The organism is uncultured Butyricimonas sp., from assembly GCF_959596855.1.
GTDB classification, from domain to species: Bacteria; Bacteroidota; Bacteroidia; order Bacteroidales; family Marinifilaceae; genus Butyricimonas; species Butyricimonas muris.
Genome location: NZ_CAUFYA010000056.1, coordinates 1 through 16,371, shown reverse-complemented (window position 1 = coordinate 16,371; position 16,371 = coordinate 1). Strand labels below are relative to the sequence as shown.

General features: G+C 43.8%; 9 protein-coding genes. 2 read left to right on the top strand and 7 right to left on the bottom strand.

The features are described 5' to 3' along the window. Window positions 1–22: 22 nt before the first annotated feature. Both Q5866_RS18255 and Q5866_RS18250 read right to left on the bottom strand, forming a co-directional pair. Window positions 23–889: a M23 family metallopeptidase gene (locus tag Q5866_RS18255; RefSeq protein ID WP_099290395.1), complete on the bottom strand. Its 867-nt coding sequence runs from the start codon at window positions 887–889 to the stop codon at window positions 23–25. Window positions 890–1,288: 399 nt separating this feature from the next. After that, window positions 1,289–2,512 carry a mechanosensitive ion channel family protein gene (locus Q5866_RS18250; RefSeq protein WP_099290156.1) on the bottom strand — a complete coding sequence of 408 codons (1,224 nt, stop codon included), beginning with the start codon at window positions 2,510–2,512 and terminating at the stop codon, window positions 1,289–1,291. A 265-nt stretch (window positions 2,513–2,777) separates the two neighbouring features. Between Q5866_RS18250 and Q5866_RS18245 the strand changes: the two genes are divergently transcribed. Continuing rightward, window positions 2,778–5,597 carry a pitrilysin family protein gene (locus tag Q5866_RS18245; protein ID WP_303181694.1) on the top strand — a complete coding sequence of 940 codons (2,820 nt, stop codon included), beginning with the start codon at window positions 2,778–2,780 and terminating at the stop codon, window positions 5,595–5,597. 67 nt (window positions 5,598–5,664) lie between these two features. Here Q5866_RS18245 and Q5866_RS18240 read toward each other — a convergent pair whose 3' ends face one another. The 3 genes from Q5866_RS18240 to Q5866_RS18230 all read right to left on the bottom strand — a co-directional run bounded on the left by Q5866_RS18240 (window position 5,665) and on the right by Q5866_RS18230 (window position 11,852). Next, window positions 5,665–8,340, bottom strand: a complete 2,676-nt coding sequence (locus Q5866_RS18240; protein WP_303181693.1) for a hypothetical protein — start codon at window positions 8,338–8,340, stop codon at window positions 5,665–5,667. A 701-nt stretch (window positions 8,341–9,041) separates the two neighbouring features. Continuing rightward, complete coding sequence (locus Q5866_RS18235) at window positions 9,042–9,449, bottom strand: immunoglobulin domain-containing protein (RefSeq protein ID WP_303181692.1); 408 nt, start codon at window positions 9,447–9,449, stop codon at window positions 9,042–9,044. Window positions 9,450–9,731: 282 nt separating this feature from the next. Beyond that, window positions 9,732–11,852 carry an HRDC domain-containing protein gene (locus Q5866_RS18230; RefSeq protein WP_303181691.1) on the bottom strand — a complete coding sequence of 707 codons (2,121 nt, stop codon included), beginning with the start codon at window positions 11,850–11,852 and terminating at the stop codon, window positions 9,732–9,734. Window positions 11,853–12,192: 340 nt separating this feature from the next. Between Q5866_RS18230 and Q5866_RS18225 the strand changes: the two genes are divergently transcribed. After that, window positions 12,193–13,428: an MFS transporter gene (locus Q5866_RS18225; RefSeq protein WP_227215382.1), complete on the top strand. Its 1,236-nt coding sequence runs from the start codon at window positions 12,193–12,195 to the stop codon at window positions 13,426–13,428. A gap of 60 nt (window positions 13,429–13,488) precedes the next feature. Here Q5866_RS18225 and Q5866_RS18220 read toward each other — a convergent pair whose 3' ends face one another. Both Q5866_RS18220 and Q5866_RS18215 read right to left on the bottom strand, forming a co-directional pair. After that, entirely contained in the window at window positions 13,489–15,510 is a 2,022-nt protein-coding gene (locus Q5866_RS18220; protein ID WP_303181690.1) for a thioredoxin family protein, read from the bottom strand. Between the two features lie 160 nt (window positions 15,511–15,670). Further along, on the bottom strand, window positions 15,671–16,371 hold a 701-nt coding region (locus Q5866_RS18215; RefSeq protein WP_303181688.1), incomplete at its 5' end, for a ribonuclease E/G.

Below are 16,371 nucleotides of genomic sequence, written 5' to 3'. Positions count from 1 at the left end.
TTTCTAATCGTAAAAACTCCAATCACTTAAATTTAATAAACGTCTCCGGGTTCAATGCTTTCCCTCCCTGCCACAATTCAAAATGCAAATGCGGTCCCGTTGTTTCCTCTCCCGTGTTTCCCACCACGGCAATAGCCTCTCCCGCTCGTACAAAATCACCCTGCTTCTTCAACAACACCGAATTATGCTTGTATATTGAAACCAGATTCCCTTGATGCTGCACTTGAATAACATATCCCGTCTTGATCGTCCAGTCGGTAAAGATCACCACACCATCCAGCACGGACAACACGTTAGAATTTTGCTTCGCGACCAAATCGACACCGTAATGACGGGTTCCCTCGTCAAAATGATTCGTCACGATACCGTCCAACGGTGAAAAGAAATGATAGAAATCATCATCCGAAAAACTGACTTGTCCCAACGCCAAATTATACCGCTCCTCTCTCTCCATCACCTCCCGGAAACCCGCTTCTTCTTGCGACACGCCCAACATCGTCGTGTCATAATTAATTTTTACGTTCTCGCTTGAAGCCATGTAATGAGTCGTATCCAACACCTCGTCCCTCAAAATCATCTGGATGGAACGCAGGAAACGATCTTTCTTCTCCACCTCGTTCAATAAAGAATCTACCCGTAAGGCATTCTGGGTAAGCTGCCTTCTCAACTGTTGACTCGGGTAACCGGGAATAAATTCTCTCAAATTCGTGAAAGCGATTAACATGATTGTCAAAATAATCAACACCACCGCTAACGAGCTTAAAGCCGTCAGCACCTGCAAGGGGGATAGACGAAGATGCATCACCTCCTCGTAGGTAGACTCATTAAAAATGGTCAACTTGTAGCGATTCTTTAATTTATTCCAGTATTTCCGTTTCTTACTCTTCATCCGAATATTTTTAGCCTCCAAAAATAGTACAAAAATCCAATTTTCCCATCCCGAAGGTTTAGAAAGTTTATAAAGTACCCGCCTTTCGTCCGCATAGCCCACAAATTGCCACACCCGCATCACGAGTCAACTCCGTTTTTCCCTCTAAAACAACCCTAATCATACTGAAGACCTACAACAAACGTAAATATATAATGAACTTATCTTACACGTCATTTATAAAATAATCTACACAAATTCAACCCAAGCAAGGTCAAAAATCTATCGTCATAGGAGTTTCATGGAAGTATGATAGAAGTATAATAGAAGTATTACCCAACCAACACCCTCAAAAATAGATATAGCAACCTTCCCCGTCCCCTATCTTCTTACTAAAAACCTATTGATTTCCCCCCTCGTTTACAATTTTGACGGGTACTGGTAGATACGCAAATGGAAATAAGGCATCACGGCAAGCAAATGATCGAAAATATCAGATTGCACTTTCTCGTAAGCCACCCACTCCTGAATGCGTGAAAAACAATAGATTTCCAACGGGATTCCCGTGGCAGACGGTTGCAATTGCCTCACCATATACGTCATATCCATATTCAGATTCGGGTTTGCTTCCAGTTTCCGAACGGCATATTGACGGAAAATCCCCAAATTCGTCAGTCGCCTCTCGTCCAACACATCCCCTTTCCCCTTGTTCTGTTCTGTCAGCACGGGAAGTATATCCTCGATATATCCCTTCAGAACGTCAGATTTTCTCAACATGGCGATCTCCTCATCCGACAGGAAATGCACCGAATTCATATCTATATTAATAGAGCGCATAATCCGCCGTCCCGCCGATTCCTGCATTCCCCGCCAGTTCGTGAAAGAATTGGAAACCAACTGGTAAGTAGGCACTGTCGTGATCGTCATATCCCAATTTTGCACCTTCACCGTGTACAAATTGATTTCCAGCACCGTCCCGTTCGCGTTATTACTCGGCATCACGATCCAGTCCCCGATACGCACCATCTGATTGGACAACAACTGCACACCCGCGACAAACCCCAGAATCGCGTCTTTGAAAACCAACATCAATACCGCCGCGAAAGCACCCAATCCGACCAACAGATTACGGGGCGACTCCCCGATAAACACGCTCACGATCGTGATAACGACCGCCGACACCACGAATATTTTGATTACCTGCACGAACACCTTGATAGGTCTGTCGCGCGCTACCGGGTAGGACTCGTAAATCCGGTTAATGGCATCCAGTACCGTGACAATCACGTATCCCGCCACCACCAGAATCCACGCCACGATAAAACGGTGGAAAAGCTCAATATGCTCCCACTTCCCGTAAACAATCTTAAAAGCAAAATCAATAAACAGCGGGGGTATCAAGTTAAAAATTCTCTGGAAAACATGTTCATCCAAAAACACGTCATCCCACTTGGTCTTGGTACGCTTGACCACTTTGGCAAGCAACCTCATCACTCCTTTACGGAGAAAAAGAGTGAATAAAAAAGCGATCAGACAAATAACCGCGATCTGCAACATCACCTCCACGAGTGAAGCCGTTTCGGGATCTTTAATTCCTAAATTGAGCCAAGAAAACCACTTACTTATATTTATCTTCCAAATCATACTATTCCTCTCCTTTTTTATATGCCCTATACGAGAATTGAACAGGAAAAAGTTAAGAATTACAGATTTTTCTGATTCCAAAACACCTGATAAGTTAAAATCATATTAACATATAATCTTTCCGACTACCCCGGAAAGCCTTCATTTTTCTCTATTTTTACAATTCCGCCATAAATTAACGTTAAAGATTTTAAGCGACAGGATAAATTTGCTTACACTTTACTATATTTGCAGACACAAACATTAAAACATTAAAATAATTCGTATGACAAAAAGACTATTAACCGTGTGTGCTTTATTGGCGCTGCTCAGCTCTAGCTTGTTCGCCCAATATGACATGAAAGCACCACTTCCCAAAGACCCGAATGTCAGAACGGGAAAATTAGCTAACGGCTTGACTTACTACATTCGCCACAACGCGGAACCCAAGGACAGAGCAAGTTTCTACATCATCCAGAACGTGGGAGCGATCCTCGAAAACGATGACCAGAACGGATTGGCTCACTTCTTGGAGCACATGGCATTCAACGGTACCAAACACTTCCCCGGAAGAAAAGGTATCACCAATATGTTGGAAAAACACGGGGTTGAATTCGGTAGAAACGTGAACGCCTACACCGCACAAGACGAAACCGTGTACAATATCAGTGATGTTCCCACCACGAACGAAGGACTCTTAGACACTTGTCTGCTCGTGCTTCACGATTGGTCACACTACCTTCTGCTCGTTGACGAAGAAATCGATGGTGAAAGAGGCGTTATTTCCGAAGAGTGGAGAACCAGAAGAGATGCAGGATTCCGCATGAGAGCCGTAACCATGCCGGTTCTTTTGAACGATTCCAAGTACGCGAAAAGAGATGTAATCGGTGATTTGGACATCATCAAAAACTTCAAATACCAGACTCTCCGCGATTACTATCACAAATGGTACCGTCCCGATTTGCAAGCGATTGCAGTTGTCGGAGATTTCGACGCTGAAAAAATGGAGCAAAAGGTAAAGGAATTATTCTCCAAGATCCCGACTCCGGTAAATCCTGCCGTGAGAGAAACTTTCGAAGTCCTTCCCCACGACGGAATCAAGTTCGTGTGCGCCACGGATAAGGAAGTAACCAATTCTTCCATCGCCGTGTACATCAAATACCCGGCTCCCACGAAAGAAGAAAAAGGACTGAACGAAGCCTTGAAGAAAGGACTTGTTCAATCATTCTACAACACGATGTTGGCTCAACGTATCTCCGAATTACTCCAAAAAGGTAATCCTCCCTTCATCAACGGAAGCGCAGGCTTCGCCGGTGGTATCGTGAGAGGCGTCAACGCTTATTACTTCGGGGCAACAGCAAAACCGAACGAGGAAGCTGAAGCATTGGAAGCCATCTACCGTGAAAATGAAAGAGTAAAAAGATTCGGTTTCACGCGAGGAGAACTCGAAAGAGCAAAAACAAACATGTTAGTAGGTTTGGAATCAGCTAACAAGCAAAAAGACAAAACCACTTCCGAAGCCTATATCGATGAAATAAAAGAAAACTTCCTTGAAGGAGATCCTATCGTTGACTTCGATTACTATTACGAGTTCGCGAAAGCGGTTATCCCGACAATCACCGTTGACGAAGTTTCCGCATTGGCAAAACAATATATCGTTCCGACCAACATGGTAATCATCGTGCAAGGACCGGCAGAAGGCGTGAAACACATCACGGAAGCAGAGGCTCTCGCCACATTGAAAAAAGTTGAAGATTCTCAACTTGAACCCTATCAGGACGAATCCGCCGAAGCCAAACTGATCAACAAAGAGTTGAAAGGCTCAAAAATCATCGCTACCAAGAAATTACCGCAATTCGAAGCAGAAGAGTGGACTTTGGAGAACGGCGCGAAAGTTGTATTCCGCAAAGCAGATTTCGAGAAAGACCAAGTAGCCGTGGCTTCTTACAGCAAGGGGGGTACCTCTCTGTACGGTGTTGACAAATTAGCTTCCGCGCAAGTTGTCGCTGATTTCGTTGGAGCTTACGGATTAGGCGACTACGATGCTATTACCTTGAAAAAATTGTTGACAGGTAAACAAGCAAACGTCGGTATCGGTATCAGCGGATTGTCAGAATCTGTCGGTGGTGCTTCAACTCCCGGGGATTTCGAAACCTTGATGCAATTAATCTATCTGAAATTCGAGGAACCTCGTTTCGACAAAGAAGTCCACAACGCGATCATGCAACGTAACTACGCGGCTATCGCAAACATGGACAACAACCCGAAAAAGATCATGCAGGACTCTATCAGCAGGATCATGAGCAATTACAGCCCGAGAAACATTTTATTCGGAAAAGAATTTTTGGATAAGATCAGCATCGAGCAAATCGAGGAAATTTATCGTGACCGAATCAAAGATATCAGCGACTTCACGTTCTTTATCGTGGGTAACATCGACGCTGAAACCGTGAAACCGTTGGTTGAAAAATACTTGGGTTCCGTGCAGTCCTTCAACCGCAAAGAGAATTGGGTTGACAACAAGGTAAGAGGCCCGAAGGGAAAAACCGTGAAGGTGATCGAACTTCCGTTGCAAGACCCGAAAGCTACCGTTATCACGAGCTTCTCTAAAGATATGAAAACCAGTATTCACGACAATATCTGCCAAAACATCTTGAAAGGAGTACTCGATCAAAGATACCTGACAAATATCCGTGAAAAAGAAGGCGGTACCTATGGAGTAAGCGTTCAAGCCGGATCATCCAGAGAACCGTACGAAAGTTATAGCATGAGCATGATGTTCGATTGCGACCCGGATAAGGCTGACCACTTGAAATCATTAATCTATGCCGAAATCGACTTGTTAATGAAAGAAGCTCCTACACAGGAAGAGATCAGCAAGGTTATCACGACCATGAAGAAAAACCGTGAACAATCCAAACCTCACAATAACTATTGGATGAGTGCTATCCAAACTTACTACCTCCGCGGTATCGATATTACCGACCCGAAAAACTTCGATAATATCATCGACAAGATCACCCCGAAGGATGTACAGAAATTCACCAAGAAATTATTCAAGGGTGCCGACGTGGTTGACATGATGTTCATACCGGAAGCAAAATAAAAAATATTATCATATCAAAAAGAGAAGCTGTCTTCTTAATTGAAGACAGCTTCTCTTTTTGATATTTCTATTCTCGAATTTTCACCCATTTCATGGCATCGGCAACAACATCTTGAGGAATGTAATCACCAGAGGAATCATGCTCCCGATCCCTATCACTTAATATCACCCGTGCCGTTCCATCAAAATTAAAAATTCCCAAAGACACCCAATTCCAATCATCCTTATCCAACGAAAGAATCACCTCATGTTCTTCCTTTCCATCAAAAACGGTATAATAGTATTTTCTTGAAAAATCACGTAACGAGTATACACTCATATCATTAAATGGCAAATAAGCGAACACTTCATACTTACCGTCTCGCAGTAAACGAGTTTCCCATTGCACTTTTTGGTTACCCTTGCCGCCCCCTTTGAAATAAGCCCCTTTCACAGGAAAGCCATGACAAGTACGACTAATAGTGAATCCCCAATGATCGGCAGGAGCGAAACTGTAAAGTCTTGCCTGCGTCTCAACTATCCCGAAAAAGGAGGCAAAGTTAAATTTTCTTGTTTCCAGAATAGAGAAACCCGGATCCTCATTGTCGACGATGATCTCATTGTCGTTCCTCGTTAAAAAAGAGGTTGGAGCAAGAGGCAAAAACCACGTGATAGTATCGGCATCATCGACCTCTTTTTGCTCGTGTGGTAAATTAATATTAGTAGGAAGATTTAAAGCCAATATGGTATTAATAGCAGAATTATTAGTATACCTCATCCTCTTCCTTATCGCCCGTCCTTCTCCCGGGAAGATAATCCATCCTTGATTACCATTATTCAAGGTAATAATACCCGGAACTTCACTCCGGTTAAAAACCTTGAAATCATAAATTATATCTTGTTCTGCTCCCATTGTGCGCCCGTCTATCTCAAAAGCAGGTAACCGATCATTCAGGAACCACGCCTTTACGATAGTATCTAATCCCACATTAAAACGGGCTACAAATTCCCGCGATAAATCCTCGAAAGTAGTTTCCTCGAAAAGGTGCCGCACAAGAAAATCGTGGTAAGCCTCACGAAATTCCTCTTTACCGATTCGGATCATCAGTATGGCATTCAACTCTTCACACTTTTTACGAATAATCTTATCAAGCAGCTCCGAGGACAGCAAAGGATCCCGCAAGGCTTCTTCCAAGCTGTGATCTTTCAGGTAATCAACGACAACATATTCATCCTCCACTTCTGTTACCGCCGCTAAAAGGGGATTGAAAGCTAAAATCAAGATATCATTTATTATAGGACACCCGGTAGAGGATACAAAATTCGTGTTACCCACGAAGGTTGGATTCAAATCACAACTTCCTTCCGTGAGAAAAGCAAGCTCCATGCCTAAACACCTTCGAACCTCTTCATTATTATCACTCGAAGCGGAAGGCACATCTCTCGAATATTTTTTTTCCGGGACAAATACCATCCCTCCCTGTACCCTCTCCCCAGTTTGTAATGTCTTTCCTGTAAAAACGTGAAAATCACAAGGGACCTCCACGAGTGTAAACCAACGATAAGGATACTGTAACGTGGGGTCGAAAGCAATCTGCCCCATTATACGATTCACCATATAATCTTGATCCTTACCATAAAACCCGAGCGTGAATTTGGCATCCCAAAGAACCTTCCGCAACTCCTTCTCTGGAATACAATCGTAAAGATCCAGCATAAATTCATGATCCGGCAAATAGAAAAGTTCCATTCTTATCGAATCAATCGTGATCTCCCGCCTCTTGTAATTACCTACACAAAGACTTATTCCTGCCATATCGTGATCAAAAGTAAACATTGTCTTCCCGGCAATATTTCTATCCACATGACTTCCTTGGCAGATTGCCATTAAACTGGGATCATGCTCCACTTCCAACCGATAACGGGTAAACATAGCCTTTCGGAAACCCAATGCGTCATAAGAAGGTACACTGACCGGATACCAACCACTTTCCGGGGTAAGTAGCTTGTAATCTCTCTCGCAGAACGCAGGCGTACAACCAAAACGATAAATGCCTATCGTATTCACCTCCAAGGCCCCATAATTCTCTTCCGGAATATCTAAAAAACAAAAACTATTGTCAATCTTTCCCTCGTAATTCATAACGATTTCCCGCACCTCTCCGGGAGAGAGCTTTACATCTGCAAGAAGTACTTGATGGTCTCGACGGAATGTAATATTTTCTTCGTTCACGGAAACAGAAGAAACAACAAGCCCCGGATTTAAATAAAAAATCAACGGTATCATGACACTATCCTTGTTTGCCACGGTCATTCTACTCGTTACGGAAATCGTATTCTTTTCAGTTTCTTTCAAAGAAAGATGATTATCAATAATTTTTAACGCTTTTTCCCCGGCATACTTAGCATAAACGGCATGAAAAGTTTCCCTTTTCTTAGAGGTCGCTTGAAACCCGCAAATATAAATCACGGCAAAACCAACAGCGAGAAGTAATGGAATCAGAGCAACACAAACGAACCGACCTAACGCCCGGGTCCGATTATGTATTCTTGGATAAGGAATTACAGACAAAACAGCCAACCCTATCCCAAAGAACAGAATAAATCCTCTCTGTAATAAATAATTTTCAAGATTCACGTGTCCCGTAAAATCCGAGAACATATTAGGAATACTTGTAGCCAAGGGATCCAAAACTCCATTAAACCAAATCGCTCCCGGTATAGTCAATATACCCAAAATAGCGACCGATAAGATCACACTCATTCCCTGATTCTTGACCAGTTTTGTTAGCAAAGTAGACAGCCCAAAACAAAAAATGAGAGTAGGCAAATTCAGGGTTAACCAATAGAAAGGGTAATACCCGACATTAAATGCTTTACTATAAAAAAGGACATTCAAAAGAAAACAAAATACAAGAAACAGGATATTGACCACAGGGAATGCAAGAAATTTCCCCAAGAAATTTCCTATTACAATCTCAGAATTTCCTTGAGCATGAACACTCAACGCAGTCATAGCATCCAAACGAAACACTCTCATATCATTAATTACAAGAGCGAACGTAAAAAATAATTGAAGAATATTAAACAAATAAATACATCGAAATGGTATTGACGAAGGCAATGCTTGAAAAGTCCAAGCCATCGCCGATTTACTGAATAACTCATCAATACCGTTAACATATCCCAAACCGGATAACGGAGTGAACACATAAAGGGTAATTCCCACCATCCCGAGAAAGGCAAATATCCAAAAGATTACATTCCGCCAAGAACGCTTGTACCCATACAAAGTCTCAATAAAGATTTTACTACACCTCATAACGCCTGTATCTTGTTGTTTCAAATCTAATTCTACCTCATGCTTCTCGCACAAAAAATTGACACCAAGAATTACTTCCAATATACAACGATATTACGTGAAATAATTTTTACAACATGAATGTAAAATCAAATTTTCTTCATTTACGGAAATTTAATAACAGCCAAAGGAGCACTTGATTCATCCTTTCCATATTCATTTTTAAATTCAACCTTATACTCTCCTTTATCAGTTACTTCCACAGGATTTATTTCTAATTTTGCAGTTTCTCCATTAAAAGAAAGATGAAACCTATCACTTTCCTTAATCTGTATTGCATTTTTATACCATATGACAGTACATTGACGATCAGACGTTTCAAGTTTAGCTATAAATGTAGCCTTATCGCCTTCATGAACCATTTGTCCCACAAGTCTTTGAACTATTTTAGGCTTTCCCCCTTTGACAGAAGCACTCCCCAAAACGTCTATATTACTCTGTTCTACCCCTCCATTTTCTCCACTAAATCCTGTTAATATCACAAATAGTATAAAAATAATTCTTCTTTTCATGTCGATCCCATTTAGATTGATAAAATATAATTTCTACAAATATAAAAATTATATTTTACAAAAAAAAGCATTCTATAAAATATTACAATAGAATAAGTGCTATCCCAACTTACTACCTCTGCGGTATTGATATTACCGACCCCAAAAACTTCGATAATATCATTGACAAGATCATCCAAAAGGATGTACAGAAATTCACCCAAAAATTATTCAAGAGTGCTGACGTGATTCACATGATATTCGTACCGGAAGCGAATAACATTATACCTCAAAAATCATAAATCAAAACCCTCTATATTCATCTACCATACTCAAAATCAAAGCACCGTAGCGCTCCACTATCTTTTTCCCGATTCCCGGAACAGCAAGCAATTCTTTCGTGTTTGTCGGTAGCAGATTACTGATACCCAGCAAAGCTTTTTGCTGTAACACCGTGTACACGGGCAGTTTCAAACGTTCGGCTTCTTTATTCCGCCATATCCGAAGCGTGGTATATAATTTCGGGTGCAATATGTCGGAGGACACTTCCGCCTTTACCGTACCCGCTTTCTTTGCCTTGATTTTCACTTTCGGGGCATCAATCAAGGCTTTTGCCTTCGCCCGTAAATAAGCGGTCACGGAGAAACCATTCCCTATCGTCTTCAAAGTCTCCATTTTCAAGGTTATTTCAGCCCGGAAACGTTCCATGGCTTGTTCGACGGACTTCCTTACTTCCTTGTTGTCAATTTCCGGTATCGCTTCCTCCAGAAAGTCCCCGAAAATTGTCTTCGTGTGTTCACGAAAATAAGCCGCACCTTTACGTACCCGTTCCGCGATCACCGGATTGTTCTCGTAAACCCCGTTTTCCGGCATCAAGCCCTCCAACTGGTTTTGAAATCGCTCCGATACCATCAACAGCTCCTCCGCGCAACGGGCTCCCGCCACGCGGTAACGCTCCACCCATTCGGGATACAAGCGACGCAATTGCTCGTCCAGTATCCGGTACAAATAATGCAACCGCCAACGTATAGACTCGTAATCAAATTGTTCCAGCAACAACTCCCGGAAGTACGATTGCCGTGCCTGATGCAGCTCCTCCGTGCCGGGTTCATGTTGCTCCACCTCACTCACGAACTGATCGATAGCATTATCATTGATCAGTGAACGGGGCGTCACGGGAGAACTCAACACCAATCCCTCGAAAGTCTTGCAACGGCTCAACGCCACGTACACTTGCCCGTGAGCGAAAGCTGCGTTCGCGTCCACGATTGCCCGCTCAAACGTCAATCCCTGACTTTTGTGTATCGTGATCGCCCACGCCGTCTTCAACGGGTACTGGCTGAACCGCCCTTCCACCATCTCGACGATCTCCTTCGTTTCTTCGTCCAACGTGTATTTCGTGTTCGTCCACTCCTCCCGGTTTACCAGAATCCGCATTCCGTCCTCTTTCCCCACGACTTCGATCGTGTTATTGTTAATCGCCGTGATCTTGCCTATTTTCCCGTTATAATAACGTTTCTCCGGGGAGGAATCATTCTTCACGAACATCACCTGTGCCCCTTTCTTCAACACGAGTAATTCATCCGTGGGGTACGAGTACGCCGGGAAATTATCTTTTATCTCCGCCCTGAACGTGTAGGCTTGGGTATTCAATGCCGCCATTTTCAGATCATTAATCCGCTGCGCTTGATGATTATGCGTAGTCAGCGTGATATACCCGTCCTCATCCGAAGGGGTAAATCCCGGTATACATCGTTGATTCAAAGTATTCAACACGGAGGCATCAATCTGTTTTTCCCTTATCCGGTTCAACAGTTCCAAAAAGATACCATCCTGCTGACGGTACACCTGCTTCAGCTCTATCGGCACGTAACGGGTTGCCGCCAACGCCTTGCTATGGAAAAAATAAGCCGACTCGTAATGTTGTTTCAACAACATCCATTCGTCATCCTTCACCACGGGAGCCAACTGTTGCAAGTCCCCGATCAACAACAACTGCACCCCGCCGAAAGCCTCGTTACGGTTCCGGTAACGACGCAACACGTCGTCCACCGCATCCAGCAAATCCGCCCTCACCATACTCACCTCGTCGATCACCAGCAAGTCGATCGTCTTGATAATATTTATTTTTTCCCGACTGAACTTATTCGTGAAACGAGCCTTCCCGTCATGCGTTATCACATCCGTGACACCCGGTATATACGGCCCGAAAGGCAACTGGAAAAACGAGTGAATGGTCACTCCACCCGCGTTAATCGCCGCCACACCCGTCGGAGCCACCACGATCATCCGCTTCGGGGAACGCTCTTTCAAGTTCCTCAGAAACGTGGTCTTTCCCGTTCCCGCCTTTCCCGTCAGGAACACGTTCACCCCAGTATATTCCAAGAAATTAAACGCCAACTCTAATTGTGGATTACTTTCCATGAATCAACACTTTTCGTGAATTATTACATATTCAGGTCATTACAGACGCCCTACTATGCAAAGATATGGAAAATCTACACATTTTATTAGGATCATTCGTATTATATATCTATTTTCGTGGAAATTTACATGAAATACCATCTATGAAGATTTATCATTTCTTTATGGCAAGAAATTACAGGGTGAGAGGCTAACGAAGTCCGGGACTTGTTTTTCCGGCTATCTTGAGAAACTTTCCATTCACGGGAAAGATTCTATTTTCGCATTTATTATTTAAAAAAGAAACGACACATCCCGGGGTGAGATGCGTTTAAACGTTTAAAATTCATACAAAACAACCATGAATAATTGGAAAAAAGTATTCGCTATTATATGGACAGGACAGTTTTTCTCCATTCTGACCAGTTCACTTGTTAATTTCGCTATCATATTATGGCTGACATTCGAAACCAAGTCGGCTGAAACACTGGCATTTGCCACGATATCGGCCTTACTCCCGCAAGCCGTGTTAGGTCTATTCTCCGGTATCCTCATCGATCGCTGGAGCCGGAAATGGATTATGATACTGTCGGATAGTTTTATTGCCTTCTGCACCTTCATTCTTGCCGTACTGTTTTACTTCGGGCAGGCAGAGGTATGGGCAATATACACGTTACTGGCATTACGTTCTGTCGGATCGGCCTTCCACATGCCCTCCATGCAAGCGTCCATCCCCTTGTTGGCACCGGAATCCCAGCTTTTACGCGTCGCGGGAATCAACCAGATCATACAATCCGTCTGCAACATCGCGGGGCCCGCTTTAGGGGCATTAGCCATCACGATGCTCGATATGACTTACGTTCTTATGCTTGACGTGGCAGGTGCGTTACTCGCTTGTACCTCGTTATTGTTTGTCACCATTCCCAACCCGAAACCCGGTGAAACGAAAACGAAATTGAACCTATGGCAAGATTTACGGGAGGCGCAAAGGGAAGTCACGAGCCATAAAGGAATGACACTCCTTTTCCTGCTTTCCATACTGGCAACTCTTTTTATCATGCCTATCAGCGTATTGTTCCCGTTGATGACTCTCAATCATTTCTCCGGAAGTGCTTACCAGATGAGTCTGGTAGAGGCAATATGGAGCGTCGGTTCCCTCGCGGGCGGACTCGTGTTAAGCCTCCGTCAATACAAGGTCAATAAAATAGTGCTGATTAATTCAATGTATATCCTGCTAGGTATATCATTCCTGTTCTCCGGGCTTTTACCGCCCACGGCGTTCGTGTGGTTCGTGATACTGACAGCCATAGAGGGCGTATCAGGCTCCGTGTACTACGCCTCGTTCATGACCGTGGTACAAACAAAGGTCAATCCCGCCGTCCTCGGTCGTGTATTTTCCATATTCATGAGCATCAGCATGTTCCCCTCCATGATCGGGCTAATGGGAACCGGATTTATCGCCGACAATATCGGCATCTCGAACACCTTCGCCATCGGCGGACTCGTTGTCTGTGCCATCGGTATTATCTCCTTCTTTATCCCCTCCCTGTTCGCAGTCGGACGATTAACTATCGAAGGAAAGACTCGAAATATTTGAGCAAGCAAAGAGGGGCTTCCGCAATGGAAACCCCTCTTCTCTCTTATTATTAATCAAATCTTATTTGTTGGCACGAGCTTTATACTCTTTCAAACCGTCTTGCAAAAACTTCACGAATGCATCCCGGTCTTTGTTATGACCTCTGGCTGTTTGCAATACATGTGGTTTCAGCTCTTTGTCACTTCCATGACGGCTATCCAGCAATATATAGTTCGGTTGAGCGTTGGATTCAAACATTTTGATCTGGAAATCAGTGTTTTTCTTTCCAAGCGTGTTTTTCTTCTTACCGTCATAGTCGGAAACATATACTTCCTCTGCCGGTAATTTGGTCTTATCGTCCACGTAGAGAGCCACAACAACATAGTCGTTTTTCAACATCTCCATCACACGAGGATCAGACCATACACTCTGCTCCATCTCTCGGCAATTCACGCAACCGTGACCCGTGAAATCGATAAACAAGGGCTTATCTTGCGCCTGTGCGGCTTTCAGAGCCTGATTGTAATCGAAATATCCATCCAATCCATGAGGCAAGTGCAAGAAGTCGGAATATTTCACCGGCTCATCGGAAACACCGTTGGAAGATTGATTCCCCACCCGGACACCACTTTTCATGATCTCCTTGGCGTTATCGCGAACGATACGGTTAATATCGAAGTCTATCGTTTCTTGTGGCGGGAAGTATCCGGCAAGAGCTTTTAACGGCGCACCGAACATACCCGGTATCAAATAGATCACGAATGACATCGTGATAATAATCATCACCAAACGAGGAACACCTATATGAGTCAATTCACTATCATGAGCGAATTTGATTTTACCCATCAAGTACAATGCCTGCAAAGTGAATACAGCAACCCAGATAGCGATGTAAACCTCACGGTCTAGCAATCCCCAGTGATAAGTCTGGTCGGCTACCATCAAGAATTTAAGACCTAAAGCGATCTCTATAAATCCTAATACCACTTTCACGGCGTTCAACCAACCTCCGGACTTCGGAAGATTGCTCAATTTCGAGGGGAAAAACGAAAAGAACCCGAAAGGCAAAGCCACGGCGATAGAGAATCCTAACATACCGATAATCGGACGTAACACGGATCCGCGAGCGGCCTCAACCAACACGGTTCCCACGATCGGCGCGGTACAAGAGAATGATACCAGTACCAGCGTGAATGCCATGAAGAAAGCACCTACATATCCGCCCTTATCCGCTTGTTTATCTGATTTGTTCACCAACCAAGCCGGCAACACGATTTCGAACGCCCCGAAGAAGGAAGCGGCAAAAACCATGAATATGATAAAGAAGCAAATATTAGGCAGCCAGTTCGTGCTCAACCAGTTGATAAATCCCGGTCCTAACAGGAAAGAGATAATCAATCCCAACGCCGTGTAAATACCGACGATGGATAAAGCGAAGAATATAGCTTTAGCTTTTGCCTTAGCCTTATTGGCATCCCCGTGCATAAAGAATGATACCGTCATCGGGATCATCGGGAACACGCAAGGCATCACGACAGCAAGCAAACCACTACCGAATGCTACCCAAAAGAATATCCACAGGTTATCGTCCTGCTCTGCATCCTTCTCCGCGGAAGCCTCAGCAACAGTAGCTTTAGCACCACCTTTGTCCTCTAACTTAATGGTAAAATCTTTTGAACCCGGCACGCAAGCACCCTCTTGGCAAGCCTGAAATTCAACACTACCGGTCACGGCAGTTACTCCCGGATCGGTAACCTTGATCTTTTGCTTTACGGTATACGTGTCCGCGAAATACAGCACATCTACCTTAAAGACATCATCGTGTTTTTTGTGCGGTTCACTCTCTACCGGAGCCCCAACCAATTCTACACCTTTACCAACTTCCTCGATCGAGATTGATGTTGGCATCGGTCCTCCTTCCGGGGTATTGATTGAATAAACCGTCCACCCGGGTTGGATTGTTGCTTTAAAGGTCAAAGTGTACTCGTTATCCCCGGTTTTCTCCTGCGAGAACGTCCAACTGGTCGGGTCGGAGATCTGGGCAAAAGCCGAGAAGGCACCCATGAACAACGTAAAGATCAACGTCAATAGTCTTTTTTTCATAAAAAATTATTTAATAAAACATCAAATTGCATGCTTCTCGAAATCGTATGCATTATCACACAGCGGACACAAAAGTACCATTAATTTGCAGTAGCGCAAATCCATGGTACTATTTTAACATCGATTTAATACGAGAAAACAAAATTGTAAGTAAAACTACCTATTCTGATTCTATTTCTCTATTAAAACGATTAAAAAACTTATACTCGTAAATATAAAAAGAAGGCACCCCGACCACTTTCAAATGTATACGATGCTTAAAAGCCCACTTCCTGCGTAGTGACCAGAAACCTTTTTTAAGATACGCCTCGATAAACGGATGTACCTTCAACACCAGATATTTAATTTTCTTCTCTTCCACGAGGTATTCCAGTTGGTCTTCAATCTTGTCGATCACCAGAATAGCGGCATCCGCTTTCCCGCTCCCGTGACAAACGGGGCAAGTTTCCGTCGTCGTCACGGTCATTTCCGGACGCACCCGCTGGCGGGTGATCTGCATCAATCCGAATTTACTTAAAGGAAGTATGGTGTGTTTAGCACGGTCGAGTTCCATCGCCGAGCGCATTTTCTCGAACAATTTTTGGCGGTTCTCCGCACTCTGCATATCTATAAAGTCGATCACGATAATCCCTCCCATGTCACGCAGTTGCAATTGGCGGGCAACCTCGTCGGCAGCAGCCAGATTCACTTCCAACGCGTTGGATTCCTGATCATCTCCCAGCTTCACGCGGTTCCCGCTGTTCACGTCGATCACGTGGAAAGCCTCGGTATGCTCGATAATAAGATAAGCACCGTTCTTGAACGAAACGGTACGTCCCAGCGAAGACTTGATCTGTTTATCTACCCCAAAATGGTCGAAAA

What these genes read in the sequence shown, in the direction of transcription:
- Q5866_RS18240 (WP_303181693.1), bottom strand. Translation starts at nt 8,340, where the DNA reads ATGAGTGTGATCTTATCGGTCGCTATTTTGGGTATATTGACTATACCG.
- Q5866_RS18235 (WP_303181692.1), bottom strand. Translation starts at nt 9,449, where the DNA reads ATGAAAAGAAGAATTATTTTTATACTATTTGTGATATTAACAGGATTT.
- Q5866_RS18250 (WP_099290156.1), bottom strand. Translation starts at nt 2,512, where the DNA reads ATGATTTGGAAGATAAATATAAGTAAGTGGTTTTCTTGGCTCAATTTA.
- Q5866_RS18230 (WP_303181691.1), bottom strand. Translation starts at nt 11,852, where the DNA reads ATGGAAAGTAATCCACAATTAGAGTTGGCGTTTAATTTCTTGGAATAT.
- Q5866_RS18255 (WP_099290395.1), bottom strand. Translation starts at nt 889, where the DNA reads ATGAAGAGTAAGAAACGGAAATACTGGAATAAATTAAAGAATCGCTAC.
- Q5866_RS18225 (WP_227215382.1), top strand. Translation starts at nt 12,193, where the DNA reads ATGAATAATTGGAAAAAAGTATTCGCTATTATATGGACAGGACAGTTT.
- Q5866_RS18220 (WP_303181690.1), bottom strand. Translation starts at nt 15,510, where the DNA reads ATGAAAAAAAGACTATTGACGTTGATCTTTACGTTGTTCATGGGTGCC.
- Q5866_RS18245 (WP_303181694.1), top strand. Translation starts at nt 2,778, where the DNA reads ATGACAAAAAGACTATTAACCGTGTGTGCTTTATTGGCGCTGCTCAGC.